This is a genomic window from Lysinibacillus sphaericus (assembly GCF_002982115.1).
GTDB lineage: Bacteria > Bacillota > Bacilli > Bacillales_A > Planococcaceae > Lysinibacillus > Lysinibacillus sphaericus.
In genome coordinates, this window is the sequence record NZ_CP019980.1 from 3,698,789 (window position 1) to 3,715,256 (window position 16,468).

Here is a 16,468-nt window from a genome sequence, read left to right on the forward strand (position 1 = left end):
TCAACATCCTACCTATTCTACCATAAGAGCTTATATAGCAATAACTAATATAACATGAAAATATGACAGAAACACATGCTGTTGCCCAAAAGTAAAAATCGTAGCTTTCCGCTATCCTACTAAAGCCGTTTCCTAATAAACAACGAGTTGTCCCTCTATTCGAGAAAGCTTTCCATGCAAAAATAGAAAACCGTTGATTTCCGTTCCAGGTGCTCCCTTTCCGCAGGCACGGCTTCAACTAATTTTTGCGGCTGTCGCCGCAAAAATGGATTTTCAGCTCGTGCTGTTCCTACTGGAGTGTCGCGCCTTCCACTCCAATCAACTAGTATCGACTGCTAATATGATGTTTTGGTTTTAAAAAATACATCAAGATGATTAACGCTTTTCAATAGCAGTCTCACTGTTTAGTCTAGCCGTCTTAATATAGTAAGCTTGGACGTTTTTCATACAATTTTTATAGAAGTAAAAAAACGATAGGAGGCTGGGACATAACTAGAAAAATTTAAGGAACAGAGGAAAGGTGTTCATAAATTTTTGCTATATGGAGAACTTGGCTAACTTAGCTATTCTTACTTTTGCAATAAATAAAAAATTAGAAGGGTTACTAGTTGTTGGTAACGGAGGTGGTGACTCCGGCAGGAACAGCACATAATGTTAGACGCGGGCAACAACGGCGCAGCAAAAAAGTGTTAGATTGATGGCAGTCAATCTAACACTTTTTCTCTTTTGTCCCAGCCTCCTACCGTCTATGCTATCTTCACTAAAAGAAAAAACGTGCAATGTTAATCATCTATGCAGTTTCCGATTCCTTCGAGTGCACTCGCTTCATGAAATCGTTTACATCAGCAGGTACTTTACGATCTAATAATGACACGACAATAACGGATAGGAAACCGACTGGTACTGTTACGATGCCAGGGATTTTGAATTGTAGGAAACTTGGAAGTGTCCCTGGTAAGAAAATCATCCACATCGACACGAGGAGACCAATCACTAACCCTGCAATTGCTCCTTTTTCGGTCATCCCTCTCCACCAAATACCTAAAATAAAGATTGGTGTAAATGTACTTGCGGCAACCGTAAATGCTAAAGCAACTAAATGACCGATGGAAGCATCCTTTACGAGTAACCCAAGTCCGCCATATAGAATACCTAAAATAACAATCGCCACTTTTCCAGCAACTACACGCTGTTTTTGTGTAATATCTTTTTTCATAAAGCTAGCATATAAATCATGCGCTAATGCACCAGAGCTAGTAATAAATAATCCTGATAAGTTAGAGAAAATAGCAGCAAATGCCCCTGCAATCACAAGACCGAGCAGCCAATCGCCCCCTAATGCAAGCGCCGTTGTTGGAATAACCATGTTATTGCCACCAAGCACTAGATCTCTCATTACTTCCTCACTCGCAGTACCTGAAATGAAAATAGCACGACCAACAACCCCTAAAAATACGGCTAACAAGAAGAATGCACTCGCAATACCAATCGCCATTAAAGCAGATTTACGTGCAGCCTTAGCACTCGGATTTGTATAAAAACGCAATAAAATATGCGGTAACCCTATCGTACCTAATGCTAAACCAATGGTCATACTAATCGTTTGCCAAAACGTCGGGAAATAGAAGCCTGTCCCCGTCCACGCGGCACCATCAAAATTTATATCACTTCCATCCAAGGCATACGGTGATGTCCCAGTAATAGGTCCATTAAAGGAATTGATAGCTGCTAAAATTTTATCGTAATGCAAGCCACCATACATCGCTGCAATAAGCATCACAATGAATGCACCTAGACGAATCCACAGCTCTAATGCTTGGTTGATCGTCGTGCCCTTCATACCACCGATTCCTACATAGAAAATCATCACGACACATGTAAAAATAATGCCAAATTCATAAGAAGTCCCAAAGAACATACTTAATATTTGTGCTGCGCCTAGTAGCTGTGGCGCCGCATAGAAACCTGAAATGGCTAAAACTACAATGACTGCGGCTAAACGAGCTCGTCTACTATGAAAGCGATAGGCTAAAAAGTCTGCTACGGTAAATGCACCAAATCTTCTTAATGGCCCAGCAACAAAAATGGCTAATAGCGTCAAACCAATCGAGAAGCAAAATGCATAATAGGCTCCATCATAGCCTAATTGAAAGGTTAAACCAGCAATCCCTAAAAATGTAGCTGCACTTAAATAGTCTCCCCCGATAGCTGAACCGTTCGTAAACCATCCAAAGCTCCGTCCCCCAACGAAGAAATCAGATGCTGTTGTATTTTTTTTCGTTAAATACGTAATGTATACAATCGTTGCCATTAGGGCAATTGTTAATAACATTTTTGGTTCTAAAATTGTCTCTAACATTCAACCTACCCCCTTAAGTTGCACTACTTCGTTGACATCTCATATTTTTTCAAGCGCTTTTCATACAATGTCGTATGCACAAAGGCAATCACAAAAGCCATCAACATCATGACGATTGTCGTGACAAACCAAGTAACGGTCATACCGCCCCACAATTTCTTAAACGCAAATTCAGGAGCAAACCAATTCATTACTGGAATAGTAAAAATTAAAATAAAATAAAATACCGTTAAGCTAAATCCTGTAGTAAACTCATCCTTCATAATTTTATGTGTTGTCGGATCTAACGGTGGCAAATCTTTCACATCTACAGTTCCAGCTTCTACATACTCGTAATCATGACTTCCTGCCATATTACTAACCCCCTTTTGTATAGACGAATAATTATCTGAAATTTCAAATTATTATTCACTACAACTATTCTATTCTATTTTTCCAATAATATAGGTACAATATTTTGCTGTATTAGTACAAAATATTGCTATTTTAAGTTAAAATATTTCTAGTAACCTTCATTATATTTTTTGACTTTAGAAAGGGGCTGTTTAGTATTTTAGGCGTCGTATGGTACGTTGAGAATTCAATTGAAAAACAGCAAATGCTAGGGTGGTTAGAAGAATTCCTCCCTAACACATTTACTGAATGTACACAACCACGTGCACACGAGGTAGTTATATTCGTCTATGAAATTAGGGGATTATTTGATTGGATTAAGGTCAATCGGTTAAAGAAACATTATCCTAACAGTATTATTGTCCCAATTGTTGCAGTACACCTAGCGTACTCGGCAGGTATTGCCATTGAATTAAATTTACAAGCACTTCTTATAAAACCGTTGCACAAACAAAAGTTTTTACGAATTGTAAAAAAGCTTTATACTTCCCATAAAGAACAGCAAGCAAGTACAGTCACGATGCTTGAACTTTCGCAACAATTCCCTCAAGATCATACATCGCCGTTTCGCGAAGCGTTTTTAAGACGCTTAATACGGGGAGAAATCAACAATGAACAGGAAATTGTACAAGCCTCTTCCTTTTTATCAACTGACTGTATTCCCAATATCGTTTTCTTAATTCAAGGCTACGTAGATATTCAGCAAAACCGACCAATTCCTTACGATGCTAGTAGTGTAATTACAAATGTTTTTCGTCAACATTTTGCCGATAAAGCACCGTTGTCCTTTTTAAATTTCGAGCGTTACTTATTACTGCTAATGCGGATTCCTATAACGCATACATCTTTTAAACATTGGACAGAAGGCGTCACTACTTTACTGACGGTAATCGAGCAATTGAAAAACGATTATAGTATCCATCTTTTTATGGGCATTGGTGGTGTTTTTTTGCAATCTATGCAAGTCAAAGAATCCTATAGTCAAGCTAGAAAAGCACGTAGAAAGCCACCCGTCGATAATATTCATATACGATTTTATGAGGATTTAACGAAGCATGAACAGCTACAAAAGGCTATTCACTACATTGAAGAGCATTACGATGAACAGCTAGTTATTAGCGATGTAGCGAAATCTATTAATTTTAGTCCTACTCACTTTAGCCGATTATTTAAAAAAGAAACGGGTCGTAATTTTGTCGATTATGTAGCGTATACACGCATTATCAAAACACTCCCCTACTTGCGGAAATTTGACTACACCATTGAAAAAATCGCAGCAAGCTCGGGCTTTAATACACCCAATTATTACAGCCTTACATTTAAAAAATATGTAGGAATATCTCCAACGGATTACCGAAACACAATTGAAATATTGTTTAAATAAAGGTTACTTTTGCATGTTTGTATCCTAAAAGCTATTCATCTAGATATCCTCGCTTATCTCCCATTTATGGTCTACTTTCCACTATGTTCTTAATTTGGATCGGTATGTTCAACATGTTCCACGCATTTAAAAAAAATGAGCAGCCGATCTAAAATCATCGAGCTGCTCATTGTTCATTAATTTTTATACATAATATTTTTCAACAACTTCGGCACAACGAGCACACACTGTTGGATGTGCTTCATTTGTTCCAACTGTTGCAGAAATTGACCAGCAACGCTCACACTTTTCGCCTGTTGCTTTTTCAACAACAATGGAAACATGTTCTAACGCTAACGCTTCAGCAGGAGCTGATTCAATTGCTGCTACCTCAAAAGCAGAAACGATAGAAAGTTGGGCAAAATCAATGTTGGCATCATGCAATAATGTTAACACTTCTTGGTTAGCATAAACTGTTATTTTCGCTTCAAGAGACTTACCGATTGTTTTAGCATTACGCGCTTCTTCTAATGCTTTTAGAATATCATCACGTACTCCGATAATCGCTGCCCATTTGCCACGAAGCTCATCAAAGTTTGCTTGCTCATCTACTGATGGGAAATCAGTTAATTGCACTGACATCTCTTCTACAACACCTTGTGCATGTAAGTAAGACCACACCTCATCCGTTGTATGTGGAATAATTGGTGTCATGACTTTTACTAATGTCATTAATGTATCATACATGACTGTTTGCATTGCACGACGGTCTTTATTGTCATGCCCTTCAATATAAACAACATCTTTTGCGATGTCTAAGTAGAAAGAAGATAATTCTACAGCAACAAAGTTATTCACTGCATGGTAGACAGCCGCAAAATCATAGCGGTCGTAAGCACCACGCACCGTTTTTAAGACATCTTGTAAACGCATATAAATGTATTGATCCATTTCGCGTAAATCTGCATAGGCTACACGATCTTTTTGTGGATTGAAATCAGCTACATTACCATGTAAGAAACGGAATGTATTACGGATTTTACGGTACACTTCAGACACTTGTTTTAACATATCCATAGAAATACGCACATCAGCCGTATAATCTACAGATGCTACCCATAGACGTAAAATATCAGCACCATATTGGTCCATTACCTTTTGAGGGATAATAACGTTTCCTAGTGACTTACTCATTTTGCGACCATCGCCATCAAGAACGAAACCGTGCGTTAATAAGCCTTTATAAGGCGCATAGCCATTAATCGCCACAGATGTAATTAACGAAGAGTTAAACCATCCACGGTGTTGGTCAGAACCTTCTAAGTAAAGATCCGCTGGATATTTCAGTCCACGTTCAACTAGCACACCTTGGTGAGATGAACCTGAGTCAAACCAAACGTCCATAATATCATTTTCTTTCGTAAACTCACCATTCGGGCTACCTGGATGTGTAAAGCCTTCTGGCAATAATTCTTTCGCAGTCATTTGGAACCAAATATTTGAACCATGCTCACGGAATAATGCAGAAATATGCGCAATTGTTTCTGGTGTAATGATTGGTTCACCATTTTCAGCATAGAAAATTGGAATTGGTACACCCCATGCACGTTGACGAGAAATAACCCAATCGCCACGATCACGAATCATATTATAAAGACGTGTTTCACCCCAAGCAGGTGTGAATGTCGTCGATTTAACCGCTGCTAATAATTCATCACGGAAGGCATCGATAGACGCAAACCATTGTGGTGTAGCACGATAAATAACTGGTTTTTTCGTACGCCAGTCATGTGGATACGAGTGCGTAAAGAAGCTTAATTTTTCTAATGCGCCAACTTCTTCTAATTTGGCAGTAACCATTTTATTTGCATCATTGTAGAAGACACCTTCAAAACCTGGTGCTTCGTCTGTATAACAACCGCTGTTATCCACTGGACTAAGAATAGGTAAACCATAAGCTTTCCCAATTTGATAGTCATCTTCACCATGTCCTGGAGCTGTATGAACACAACCTGTACCTGCTTCCGCAGAAACATGTTCTCCGACCATCACAAGCGATTCACGGTCGTAGAATGGATGTTGGGCTACAAGACGATCTAATGCTTCCCCTTTTACTTCTTGCACAACTTCATACGTTTCCCATTCAAGCTCTTTTGCAACTGTTTCTAACAATTCTTTCGCGATAATGAATTTTTTATCTGCTACTGCCACAACCACATAGATAAACTCTGGATTTAACGAAATCCCTAAGTTTGCAGGTAGTGTCCAAGGTGTAGTCGTCCAAATAATAAATTTCGCATCGGCTGGCACAACACCTTTTGCATCTTTAAGGGCAAAGCTGACATAAATAGAAGCTGATTTAACATCTTTATATTCAATTTCTGCTTCCGCTAATGCAGACTCAGATGAAGGCGACCAGTATACTGGTTTTAGGCCTTTATAAATATAGCCTTTTTCCGCCATTTTACCGAATACTTCAATTTGACGCGCTTCAAATTCTGGTTTTAACGTAATATATGGATTTTCCCAATCGCCACGAATGCCTAGACGGCGGAATTGTGCACGCTGATTGTCAATTTGCTCATAAGCATATTTTTCACAAAGCTCACGGAAATCTGCAATGGACATTTCTTTACGTTTAACACCTTTGTTTGTTAAAGCTTGTTCAATTGGTAAACCATGTGTATCCCAACCTGGAATATAGTTGACATGATAGCCAGTCATGGAGCGATGGCGTGTAATCATATCTTTTATCACTTTATTTAACGCATGGCCAATATGAATATCACCATTTGCATATGGAGGGCCATCATGTAACACATACTCTGGGCGACCAGCTGTACGCTCCATTTGTAATTTATTGATGTCCATCTCATTCCATTTTTCTTGCATTTTTGGTTCATTTGCTGGTAAGTTCCCACGCATAGGAAAATCCGTTTTCGGCATTAATAAGGTTTCTTTATATTCAACCATTTGTAATTCCTCCTTTATTTTTTGCAAACAGAGAACAACTGCTTAGCATCCATGGCATACAGCTTCTTAAAAGCCTCAGCAAAGTGAATGCAACACGACTTGCGCTTAATATTTAAACAATGCTATTTCGAATGTCCTGCGAATGATGCCCCAAAGTCAAAACAGTAACAACAAAAAAGCCTCTCAATCCCTGTAAGGGACGAGAAGCTTGAACTCGCGGTACCACCCTAGTTGTAGTACATAATATACTACCGCTTGAAAGCACGTTAACGTTGTGCGCTCCGAAATAACTTACTAGCCGTTCAGTTATTTAGCTCAGAAGTGATTTTCTTTGTTATTTGCTTGTATGGGCTCCCACTATCCCCAAATCGCTTGTCAACGCCTAACAAATACTGTCTTCGTCTCTGCCTCTATGCATATAAGTGCTTATTTTATCTACTATTACAATAGTATATGGAAATCCACGAATTGCGTCAAGTCATATTCATCACATGATACCTTCACTTTTTTAAGTAAAAGCCTTATTTACATTTCTTCTGACTCTTGTGCTTCCTCAACAGAAGACTGAATTTCGGTTAAATCAATATCATACTGCAATAAATGATCCCAATCATCTGCATTCAGTAAATCTAACTGTGCTTCTACAAGCATTTTAAAACGATTGCGGAAAACCTTTGATTGTTTTTTCAGTTCATCTATCTCGATTGTTACTTTACGTGCTTTCGTTAATGCCTCATTGACGATGCGATCAGCATTTTTTTCTGCTTCCTTCACAATAAGCTTTGCTTCTTTTTGCGAATTTCTGCGTACTTCATCAGCCGCCTCTTGGGCAACAACTATAGATTTTTGTAATGTTTCCTCTAAAGAATTAAAATGTCTCGCTTGCTCTAAAGCCATTTCTAATTGCTTATCGACTTCTTTTTTCTCACGCAGTAGTTTTTCATAATCTTTAATGATTTGATCTAAAAATTCATTTACTTCATCTTCAGCATAACCTCTGAAAGATTTTGTAAACTCCTTATTATGTATATCAATAGGTGATAATGGCATACGATCCTTCTCTCCTTTACATGTACATTCGTAATTCTTATTATACAATTGTTCTAACAACTTAGCAGTAAAAATAAATGGAAATTACATGTTTTTTAGCCTTTTTGGGTCAATCGACCGATTTGTAAACGGATTTTATCTTTCTTTGTTCGGCCTTCAGTCATTATTATTTTCACTCGACCACTTCCACGTACTGACAAAATATCACCTTCTTGACATTCAAAAGCAACTGCATCTCGTTCAGTCCAGTTTACTCGCACTTTCTTTCCCGTAATAAGTGCTTGGGCTTTTTGACGAGAAATCTTTAATACGGTTGCGATAATGACATCTAAACGCATTGAAGAAACCGTATGTGACTCCTCCTGCCAGTCCTCTTCATTTTCGATTAGCACTTGAAACTCTTTCATCGATTCGACATGTACTTTTACTTTCCCAATCCCCGTTAAATGAAGGCGTACATAATCTGCCACCTCTTTTGCCACCACAAACTGTACTTGTTGTTCATTGACACGAATATCCCCGAATTTGGCACGATCAAGCCCTAAAGATAAAAGGGCACCGAGTACATCTGGATGACGCAATTGCACAAACCTTGCAGGATAGTGAATAGTAAAGACTTTCAGCTGGTAATCTTCCTTCTGGGGTTCAAAATACGTTGGGAAAATAAGCATACGCTGACGTTCTGCCTCATGAAATAGACCATCACTTGTTGTATGGAGCACATTATTTTGCCCAATAACAGATGCTACAATAAAACGCTGCCTTGGGTCTAAAAAGTCAGTAAGTTTAGGGGCATAACGATCTTCTACCTCGCGCTGCCAGCTTACTACCTGCTCAATAAAGGGTTGCTCATCCTTCCTAAAATGTTGTATTAAATGCTCCATCTATCGTTCACCTCATCTACCTCATCCATTTGTTCATTCATTTGAAACTACTACTTTTTTAAGCCTAGTATTTCCCCTTTACACAAAAAATCCCCACCAACTGTGAGGATTTTGACTAAAACATAAAGAATATTTTTTGAATTACAATAAAAAGCCCGTTTTTAATAAAATTCAACATAAATATTGCTACAATCGGAGAAATATCAATCATACCAATAGTTGGAATAAATTTTCTAAAAATCCCTAAATACGGCTCACATACTTTTTCTAAAAAACGGCCAATTGCTGAACTTTGAGCAGCTGGTACCCAAGACATTAAAACATATGCAACTAGCATAAATGAATACACAGTAAATGCTAAATCCACATAATGCAAAATGATATATAAAGTCATATAAACTACAATCCTCGCTATTAATTATCGTCTAAAATAAAATTTGAAATTTCGCCAGACACTTCAACATTATCTGGTGTGCATAAGAAAATATCTTTGCCTATACGTTGAATATCTCCTCCAAGTGCATAGACTGTACCACTTAAAAAGTCAATGATTCTTATACCTTGTTCTCGATCGATACGTTGTAGATTCACAATCGTTGCACGTTTGTTCTTTAAGTTTTCTGCGATATCTTGTGCCTCTGCATAAACTCTCGGTTCTACTAATACAACTTTCGCACCCTTTGTATTCATTGCTGCTTGTAAACTGACAATATTATTATTGGCAGCTGTACTTTGCGGTACAATTTCATGAATCTGTGCTTTACGTTCCTTAATGACCTTTTTAGGTTTAGCTGCATGAATCGGTTGTTGCTGCACGGGTTGTTGCTGTTGAATAGGAGCTTGCGTGATTTCTTCTTCTAATTCTTCTTCAAGATAAAAGAAGTTTTTAATTTTATTTTTCATGCTCATCCTGTTCCCCTCTTTCATTTCCAACAAGAGCCGTTCCGACTCGAACGAATGTAGCTCCTTCCTCTACCGCTATTTCAAAGTCATTAGACATGCCCATTGATAACTCGGTACAAGGCGCGTGTGCGAATCCTCGTTCGGCTATTTGCTGTTGACATTGTTTTAATTGCTTAAAAACAGAGCGAATGATTGTTTCGTCCTCTGTATTTGGTGCCATTGTCATTAGACCTACAACTTGAATTTTCGTAAAGTTTTGTAAAGATTCAATAAATGTAACTGCGTCATCAATCGTTAAACCATGCTTCGATTGTTCACCTGACACATTAACTTGTACAAAACATTTTACAGGTTTTGTTGCTCTTTTTTCAATCTCTTCAGCTAAACTTAAACGATCTAATGAATGTAAGTAATCAATTTCATTAATAACTTGTTTTACTTTTCGAGTTTGTAATGATCCAATATAATGCCAGTGTACATTTGCTTGAATGGCTTCAATTTTTTGCTTTAAGCCCTCAGGACGATTTTCACCTAAATGTATAAGCCCTGCATCAATTGCTTCTTGTGTTCTTTCAACGGAAACCTCTTTCGTTACAGCAATAATTTGAACGTTAGTTGCTTCACGATTTGAGCGTTGTTGTGCTGTTTGAATTTGACTATTAATTTTGTCTAAATTTGTTAAGATTTTCGTCACTGTTTTTCCCAACTTTACAACTTAGTTTCCTTTATTGTAACAAGCAACTCTTGATTTATCAATGAATAGCCTGACCTATTAATACTGATACATCCACGTTGCTTAAACGACATGAGAGGCTACAGTCTTACTGTTCAAAAAATAGAAGCAAGCCACACAGATGCTATGATTCTACGATAATGCCTTTACTAGAATGACATCCTTTCCTACAACAAGAACATCCTTCATATGGACTTTTCTAATCGACTCTTCTCCTCTAAAAAAACCTAGATACTTTCTCGGCTCTGCAATCATAAACGCAGTTACATAGCCAGTTTCTTTCGATACCTCTGCATCTACGACAAAGCCTAAAAAACGTCCATTGCCTGCTTCTATTACTTCTTTTTGCTGTAACATTGAGAAACGCATTTGTATCCCTCCTACTAAATCAATACCACTCATTCCAGTGTCAATTTTAATTTAACCTAAAACTTGCATTGTTAAATGCTAACTTGCTGCTACACAGAGCAACATGCTCACATTATTGTTCTTTATTAGCTTTAATAAAATCTATGACATGTACCATCGTTTTATTTTTATCAATGAAGATAAAATGCGCACCGAAAGTTTCGGGTGCGCATTGTCTACTCACTTATAATCTTTCTGCATTGTTTCAATGGCATTTTTTTCAAGACGTGAAATTTGCGCTTGGGAAATCCCTAATTCTTTGGCAATTTCAGTTTGTGTCTCACCATAATAAAAACGCTTTGCTACAATCATTTGCTGACGTACATCTAATTTTTGCAAACTTTCCTTCACCGACACGTAGGCAACCCATTGATCTTCCGATACATCATCATCACGTAATTGGTCCATCATATAAACAGCGTCTCCACCGTCTGCATAAATAGGCTCTTGTAATGATACTGGGTCTTGAATGGCATCTAAAGCGAATAATACATCTTCCTTTTTCATGTCAATCATTTCAGCAATTTCTTCAATCGTTGGTTCTCGCAAATTATCGGTTATCCATTGTTCTTTTGCCTGCATCGCCTTATACGCAATATCTCTAAGAGAACGAGAAACACGTAGTGCATGATGATCACGCAGATGGCGACGAATTTCACCAATGATCATTGGTACAGCATATGTTGAAAATCGCACATTATGCTTTAAATCGAAATGATCAATGGCTTTCATGAGGCCAATACAGCCTACCTGAAATAAATCATCTGCCTGTTCACCCCTATAGGCAAATCGTCCGACAATACTTAGCACTAACCTTAAATTGCACATTACAAGCTCTTCCCGAATCTCGGTTTCTCCTGCTTGTAATCGAATGAAGAGTTCCTTCATTTCTTCGTGCTTTAAAATTGGCAAAGTCGATGTATCTAAGCCGCAAAGATCTACTTTTGTTCGCATATTCGATTCCTCCGGATGTTATTCTCTGACTAAACCGTTACATCAGTTTGTCCGACAGAATCGAGAATATGCAGAAAAAGCGCGACCAATTTTAGGTAGGATAAATTTCCCTATCTAAGATATTGGCTGATTTAAATTTTCTCGTAAATCTTGAATAATTTTCTTTTCTAGCCTAGAAATATATGATTGCGAAATACCTAAATGATCGGCTACTTCTTTTTGTGTCATTTCAATTTTTCCGTTTAAACCGAAACGACATTCCATAATATATCTTTCACGTGCACCTAATAAATTAATGGCATGGAACATATGTTGTCGTTCAATTTTCTTTTCAACATTATCTAAAATAATATGTTCCTCTGTGCCTAAAATATCAGACAATAATAATTCATTTCCGTCAGCATCAGAATTTAGTGGCTCATCTAGTGAAACTTCACCCTTCATGCGACTCGTTTTACGTAAATGCATCAAAATTTCATTTTCAATACAACGTGATGCGTACGTTGCAAGTTTAATATTTTTATCTGTATTGAACGTTTCAATCGCCTTTATTAAGCCAATCGAACCAATACTAATTAAATCTTCAATCGGCGTACCCGTATTATCAAAACGTCTAGCAATATAAACAACAAGACGTAAATTACGTTCAATAAGTGTATCTCTAGCTCGTAAATCTCCGTTCATAAAGGATGCAATGACTGTGACTTCTTCTTCTCGACTTAGTGGCACTGGCAATGAATCATTTCCCCCTATATAGTACGTTTCACGACTCCGAAACTTACCCCATAATTTTTTCAAGCTAGCAAGTAGCCTAAGAAGCAATAGTTCTCCCCCTCTATGAGTTATTTGAAAGCGCTGAAAAATGTAAAATTGCTGCTGTGCTATGTGGAAAATTTTTAGCTTTTTTCGTTAACACGATATATTCATTTGTTTTCACTTGTGATGACTCGCCTTTTATATGCCATTCATCAAAGCGAAAACCTAAAACTACTGTTTGTTGCTGTACAGTATTAACATGAATAAATCGAATAAGACGCTGATAATCTACTGAAAACATTGATACATCGTAAGGATCTGTTTCTCGCCATTGCATTAATGCTTCACGAATTGTCGCTGGTAAATAAGGCCGTAGCGCTGCATATGAAACAAAATGGACAGGTTTTCCCGATAACGGCTCGATACATTGATTGCCTGTATCTACAAATGCCGAAAGTGGAATTTCTTTGTCAAAAACCTTCAAGGTTGTTTGAAATACAAATTGTCCACTTACTCGCTCCAGCTTAACAAAGCCCCATTGCTTATAAAAAATGATTAAATTACCAACTGCGAGCAATAAGCAAAGTACAATAAAATGCATGACAGAAAGATTCTTTAAATACGGTTGTAATGCTGTTAACAGTCCGCCGATAACGATGGTAGCTGTCAGGACAATCGGCCCTTGCTTTTGAAAGCTTCGAAGCTTAAAGCGAAAGGCTAGACCGATTAGTACAATGAAACTTAGCACAATCGTAAGCAGCGTTTGATCACCAATTACAGCTATTAAACTACTAATTATTGAACTCATTAATAATCTCGTATTCTTTACAAAAACGCCTGTAACTTTTGCTGTAAACGTCAGTATTGCTAGATTATAAAGCGTATTAATGAGCACCAGCCATTCTCCATACATAACAGCCGCCTCCTACTTACAAAGTTAGCATGCCAGCGCTACAAATATTGTCAAACAATCGCATGATTTCCTAAAAATGTTTTGACAAAAAACATCGTTTCCTTACACAAAAAGTGCCAGTCACGCAAACAATTCAGAATTGTTTGCGTGACTGGCACTTAAAAAACTCGTATTTTACATGATGTAAAATACGAGTTTTGATTATCCACGATTTTTACGGTTACGTAAAAATGCAGGTACTTCTAACATATCATCTTGTGCATAATTTTGATGATTTTGACGCGGTTGTTCTTGTTGTACATGAACTTCTTGACGTTGCTCACGAATTGGCGCTTGTTGTTGTGGAGCAGCTTGTCGATTGTTATTAATGCTCGGACGCGCATTTCCTCGGTGTTGTTGTAATGCCTCTTCTGAGAAGCCTGTTGCAATCACCGTAACAATGATTTCATCTTTTAAATTTTCATTAATAACCGAACCGAAAATCATATTCACTTCTTCATCTGAAGCCGATGCCACAATATCTGCCGCTTCTTGTACTTCAAATAAGCTTAGGTTAGAACCACCTGTAATGTTCATCAGTACACCTTTAGCGCCATCAATAGATGATTCGAGTAACGGACTTGAAATTGCTTTTTTAGCAGCTTCTGCAGCACGATTTTCACCTGTCGCAATACCAATACCCATTAACGCAGAACCTTTGTTAGACATAATTGTTTTTACGTCCGCAAAGTCTAGGTTGATAAGACCTGGTGTTGCAATTAAATCCGAAATACCTTGTACACCTTGACGTAAAACGTTATCCGCTTCACGGAAAGCTTCCAGCATCGGAGTCGATTTGTCGACAATTTGTAAGAGCTTGTCGTTTGGAATGACAATCAAAGTATCTACAGCTTCTTTCATGCCTCCGATACCACCGATTGCCTGTGTTTGTCGTTTGCGCCCTTCAAAAGTAAACGGACGTGTTACGACACCTACTGTTAGAGCTCCTAAATCACGGGCAATTTGTGCGATAACTGGTGCAGCACCAGTACCTGTGCCTCCGCCCATTCCAGCTGTAACGAATACCATATCCGCTCCGCGTAATACTTCTTCTAATTGTTCACGGCTTTCTTCTGCCGCTTTTTTCCCTACTTCTGGATTAGCTCCTGCTCCTAAACCACGTGTAAGCTTTGTACCGATTTGTAGCTTAATTTCAGCTTTCGATAAATTTAAAGCCTGTGCATCCGTGTTCACAGCGATAAAATCAACGCCTTGTACACCATGCTCTATCATTCGGTTAACAGCGTTGTTACCGCCACCACCCACACCAATGACTTTTATAACTGCAAGTTGATCGACACTTGTATCAAATTCTAACATTCTTTTTTCCTCCCACGGTAACTCGACTCTGTATCATTCATTACGCATTCAAGTTAATCAAAAAATTTATCAAATAATTTTTTTGCTCTACCGATTACGCTTCCTTTTGATTCTGAAGGTGCAGCATATTCTTGCTTTTTAGATGCAGGCGCTTGTGCACCAACAACCGCATATTCAATAGGCTGCGTATTCGTACCTTTTCCGTAAAAATCATCTTCTAAATAGGCGTAACGAATCAGTCCAACTGCCGTCGTAAATGAAGGCTCTCTAACGCCAATATAATCTGGAGTATATATTCTAACACGCGTTTGCAGTATTTGGCGTGCTAATTGAGCAATACCATCTAGCTTTGCAACACCACCTGTTAAAACAACACCGCCTGGCAAATCGCGAACGCCTAAACGTGCTAACTCATCAATTACTAGTTCAAATAATTCTTCTAATCTTGCACCAATAATTTCAGAAATATAGCGTTGGCTGTACTGATCCCTAGAATCTGTACCTACAACTGGCACTTCAAACAGTTCATCGTCTGAAGCATCATCGTAAAAGGCATGTCCAAATTGGTGTTTTATTTGCTCCGCTTGATCTGTCGGTGTTTTTAAAACAATTGAAATGTCTTTTGTAATATGGTCACCACCTACTGGAATAACACCAGTGTGTGTCAGTAGCCCTTCTTCAAATACTGCAATAGTCGTTGAGCCACCACCCAATTCAATAAATGCTGTTCCTTGGTTTTTCTCATCTTCCGTTAATGCAAAAAAACCAGCAGCCAGTGGTTGTAAATATATTTCTCTAATGCTTAATCCTGCTTTCTCTACGCAACGAAGTACATTGTGTAACAACGTTTTAGAGGTCGTAATCATTGTCGCGTCCATTTCGAGACGAATACCTATCATACCTCGTGGATCTTTAATTTCATCTAAATTATCTACTATAAACTGTCTAGGAATGATGTTGACTAATTCACGTTCAGGAGGTATTGACATGACTTGTGCAGATTCTACCACTCTGTCTAAATCATCATCTGTAATTTCTCTATTTTCACTATTTACAGCGACAACACCTTTAACTAGTTGTAACATCGTCTGGTTCGCTGGAACGCCTAAAACGACTTCATCGATTTGATAACCAGTCATCCGCTCTGCTTGTTCTACTGCTTTCCGAATAGACTGAACTGTTGCATCAATATCAACAATCGCACCTTTTCGAACACCATTCGATTTTACATTACCGACCCCAATTACATGTAATTGTCCGTCGCTCATTTCACCTATTAATACTTTGATAGAGGAAGATCCTATATCGAGTGATATATACAATTCCTGCTGATTCAATTCGCTGCACCTCCTTGAAAATGCTCTTAATTTCATTCTATTGTAAATCTTGCATAATGTCTAAGCAAATCGAGTATTTTGGT

General features: G+C 38.0%; 15 protein-coding genes and 1 other annotated feature. Of the genes, 1 reads left to right on the forward strand and 14 read right to left on the reverse strand.

The window, feature by feature from the left end:
* Window positions 1–790: 790 nt before the first annotated feature.
* Together LS41612_RS18290 and LS41612_RS18295 are read right to left on the reverse strand one after the other, a co-directional pair.
* Window positions 791–2,359, reverse strand: coding sequence for a sodium/solute symporter (locus LS41612_RS18290; RefSeq protein WP_024362122.1), 1,569 nt, complete (start codon window positions 2,357–2,359; stop codon window positions 791–793).
* Window positions 2,360–2,382: 23 nt separating this feature from the next.
* A complete protein-coding gene (locus LS41612_RS18295) occupies window positions 2,383–2,712 on the reverse strand; it encodes a DUF485 domain-containing protein (RefSeq protein ID WP_024362123.1) in 330 nt (109 codons plus the stop codon).
* Window positions 2,713–2,957: 245 nt separating this feature from the next.
* Here LS41612_RS18295 and LS41612_RS18300 point away from each other — a divergent pair, with 245 nt between their 5' ends.
* Complete coding sequence (locus tag LS41612_RS18300) at window positions 2,958–4,136, forward strand: AraC family transcriptional regulator (protein WP_024362124.1); 1,179 nt, start codon at window positions 2,958–2,960, stop codon at window positions 4,134–4,136.
* Window positions 4,137–4,319: 183 nt separating this feature from the next.
* Here LS41612_RS18300 and ileS read toward each other — a convergent pair whose 3' ends face one another.
* From ileS to ftsA, 12 genes are all read right to left on the reverse strand, one after another.
* Window positions 4,320–7,088 (reverse strand): isoleucine--tRNA ligase, encoded by a 2,769-nt coding sequence (gene ileS / locus LS41612_RS18305; RefSeq protein ID WP_024362125.1) that lies wholly within the window; start codon window positions 7,086–7,088, stop codon window positions 4,320–4,322.
* A 192-nt stretch (window positions 7,089–7,280) separates the two neighbouring features.
* Window positions 7,281–7,502: a binding site (T-box leader), on the reverse strand.
* Between the two features lie 111 nt (window positions 7,503–7,613).
* Complete coding sequence (locus LS41612_RS18310) at window positions 7,614–8,138, reverse strand: DivIVA domain-containing protein (protein ID WP_024362126.1); 525 nt, start codon at window positions 8,136–8,138, stop codon at window positions 7,614–7,616.
* 95 nt (window positions 8,139–8,233) lie between these two features.
* Window positions 8,234–9,022, reverse strand: coding sequence for a YlmH family RNA-binding protein (locus LS41612_RS18315; protein WP_024362127.1), 789 nt, complete (start codon window positions 9,020–9,022; stop codon window positions 8,234–8,236).
* 115 nt (window positions 9,023–9,137) lie between these two features.
* Entirely contained in the window at window positions 9,138–9,416 is a 279-nt protein-coding gene (locus tag LS41612_RS18320; RefSeq protein WP_024362128.1) for a YggT family protein, read from the reverse strand.
* Window positions 9,417–9,436: 20 nt separating this feature from the next.
* Window positions 9,437–9,931: a cell division protein SepF gene (locus LS41612_RS18325; protein WP_024362129.1), complete on the reverse strand. Its 495-nt coding sequence runs from the start codon at window positions 9,929–9,931 to the stop codon at window positions 9,437–9,439.
* Window positions 9,915–10,619, reverse strand: a complete 705-nt coding sequence (locus LS41612_RS18330; RefSeq protein WP_024362130.1) for a YggS family pyridoxal phosphate-dependent enzyme — start codon at window positions 10,617–10,619, stop codon at window positions 9,915–9,917. Before LS41612_RS18330 ends, LS41612_RS18325 begins: the two co-directional genes overlap by 17 nt.
* 171 nt (window positions 10,620–10,790) lie before the next feature.
* Window positions 10,791–11,027 (reverse strand): YlmC/YmxH family sporulation protein, encoded by a 237-nt coding sequence (locus tag LS41612_RS18335; protein ID WP_024362131.1) that lies wholly within the window; start codon window positions 11,025–11,027, stop codon window positions 10,791–10,793.
* Between the two features lie 219 nt (window positions 11,028–11,246).
* Complete coding sequence (gene sigG, locus LS41612_RS18340; RefSeq protein ID WP_024362132.1) at window positions 11,247–12,020, reverse strand: RNA polymerase sporulation sigma factor SigG; 774 nt, start codon at window positions 12,018–12,020, stop codon at window positions 11,247–11,249.
* Between the two features lie 114 nt (window positions 12,021–12,134).
* Window positions 12,135–12,842: an RNA polymerase sporulation sigma factor SigE gene (gene sigE, locus LS41612_RS18345; RefSeq protein ID WP_024362133.1), complete on the reverse strand. Its 708-nt coding sequence runs from the start codon at window positions 12,840–12,842 to the stop codon at window positions 12,135–12,137.
* A gap of 13 nt (window positions 12,843–12,855) precedes the next feature.
* Window positions 12,856–13,689, reverse strand: a complete 834-nt coding sequence (locus tag LS41612_RS18350; RefSeq protein WP_024362134.1) for a sigma-E processing peptidase SpoIIGA — start codon at window positions 13,687–13,689, stop codon at window positions 12,856–12,858.
* A gap of 201 nt (window positions 13,690–13,890) precedes the next feature.
* The gene (gene ftsZ, locus LS41612_RS18355; protein ID WP_024362135.1) at window positions 13,891–15,048 is read right to left on the reverse strand and encodes a cell division protein FtsZ; all 1,158 of its coding nucleotides are present in this window, start codon (window positions 15,046–15,048) and stop codon (window positions 13,891–13,893) included.
* Window positions 15,049–15,101: 53 nt separating this feature from the next.
* Window positions 15,102–16,385 carry a cell division protein FtsA gene (gene ftsA / locus LS41612_RS18360; RefSeq protein ID WP_024362136.1) on the reverse strand — a complete coding sequence of 428 codons (1,284 nt, stop codon included), beginning with the start codon at window positions 16,383–16,385 and terminating at the stop codon, window positions 15,102–15,104.
* Window positions 16,386–16,468: the final 83 nt, after the last annotated feature.

What these genes read in the sequence shown, in the direction of transcription:
- ftsZ (WP_024362135.1), bottom strand. Translation starts at nt 15,048, where the DNA reads ATGTTAGAATTTGATACAAGTGTCGATCAACTTGCAGTTATAAAAGTC.
- LS41612_RS18335 (WP_024362131.1), bottom strand. Translation starts at nt 11,027, where the DNA reads ATGCGTTTCTCAATGTTACAGCAAAAAGAAGTAATAGAAGCAGGCAAT.
- LS41612_RS18295 (WP_024362123.1), bottom strand. Translation starts at nt 2,712, where the DNA reads ATGGCAGGAAGTCATGATTACGAGTATGTAGAAGCTGGAACTGTAGAT.
- LS41612_RS18290 (WP_024362122.1), bottom strand. Translation starts at nt 2,359, where the DNA reads ATGTTAGAGACAATTTTAGAACCAAAAATGTTATTAACAATTGCCCTA.
- LS41612_RS18320 (WP_024362128.1), bottom strand. Translation starts at nt 9,416, where the DNA reads ATGACTTTATATATCATTTTGCATTATGTGGATTTAGCATTTACTGTG.
- LS41612_RS18325 (WP_024362129.1), bottom strand. Translation starts at nt 9,931, where the DNA reads ATGAGCATGAAAAATAAAATTAAAAACTTCTTTTATCTTGAAGAAGAA.
- LS41612_RS18315 (WP_024362127.1), bottom strand. Translation starts at nt 9,022, where the DNA reads ATGGAGCATTTAATACAACATTTTAGGAAGGATGAGCAACCCTTTATT.
- LS41612_RS18310 (WP_024362126.1), bottom strand. Translation starts at nt 8,138, where the DNA reads ATGCCATTATCACCTATTGATATACATAATAAGGAGTTTACAAAATCT.
- ileS (WP_024362125.1), bottom strand. Translation starts at nt 7,088, where the DNA reads ATGGTTGAATATAAAGAAACCTTATTAATGCCGAAAACGGATTTTCCT.
- sigG (WP_024362132.1), bottom strand. Translation starts at nt 12,020, where the DNA reads ATGCGAACAAAAGTAGATCTTTGCGGCTTAGATACATCGACTTTGCCA.
- LS41612_RS18350 (WP_024362134.1), bottom strand. Translation starts at nt 13,689, where the DNA reads ATGTATGGAGAATGGCTGGTGCTCATTAATACGCTTTATAATCTAGCA.
- LS41612_RS18300 (WP_024362124.1), top strand. Translation starts at nt 2,958, where the DNA reads ATGCTAGGGTGGTTAGAAGAATTCCTCCCTAACACATTTACTGAATGT.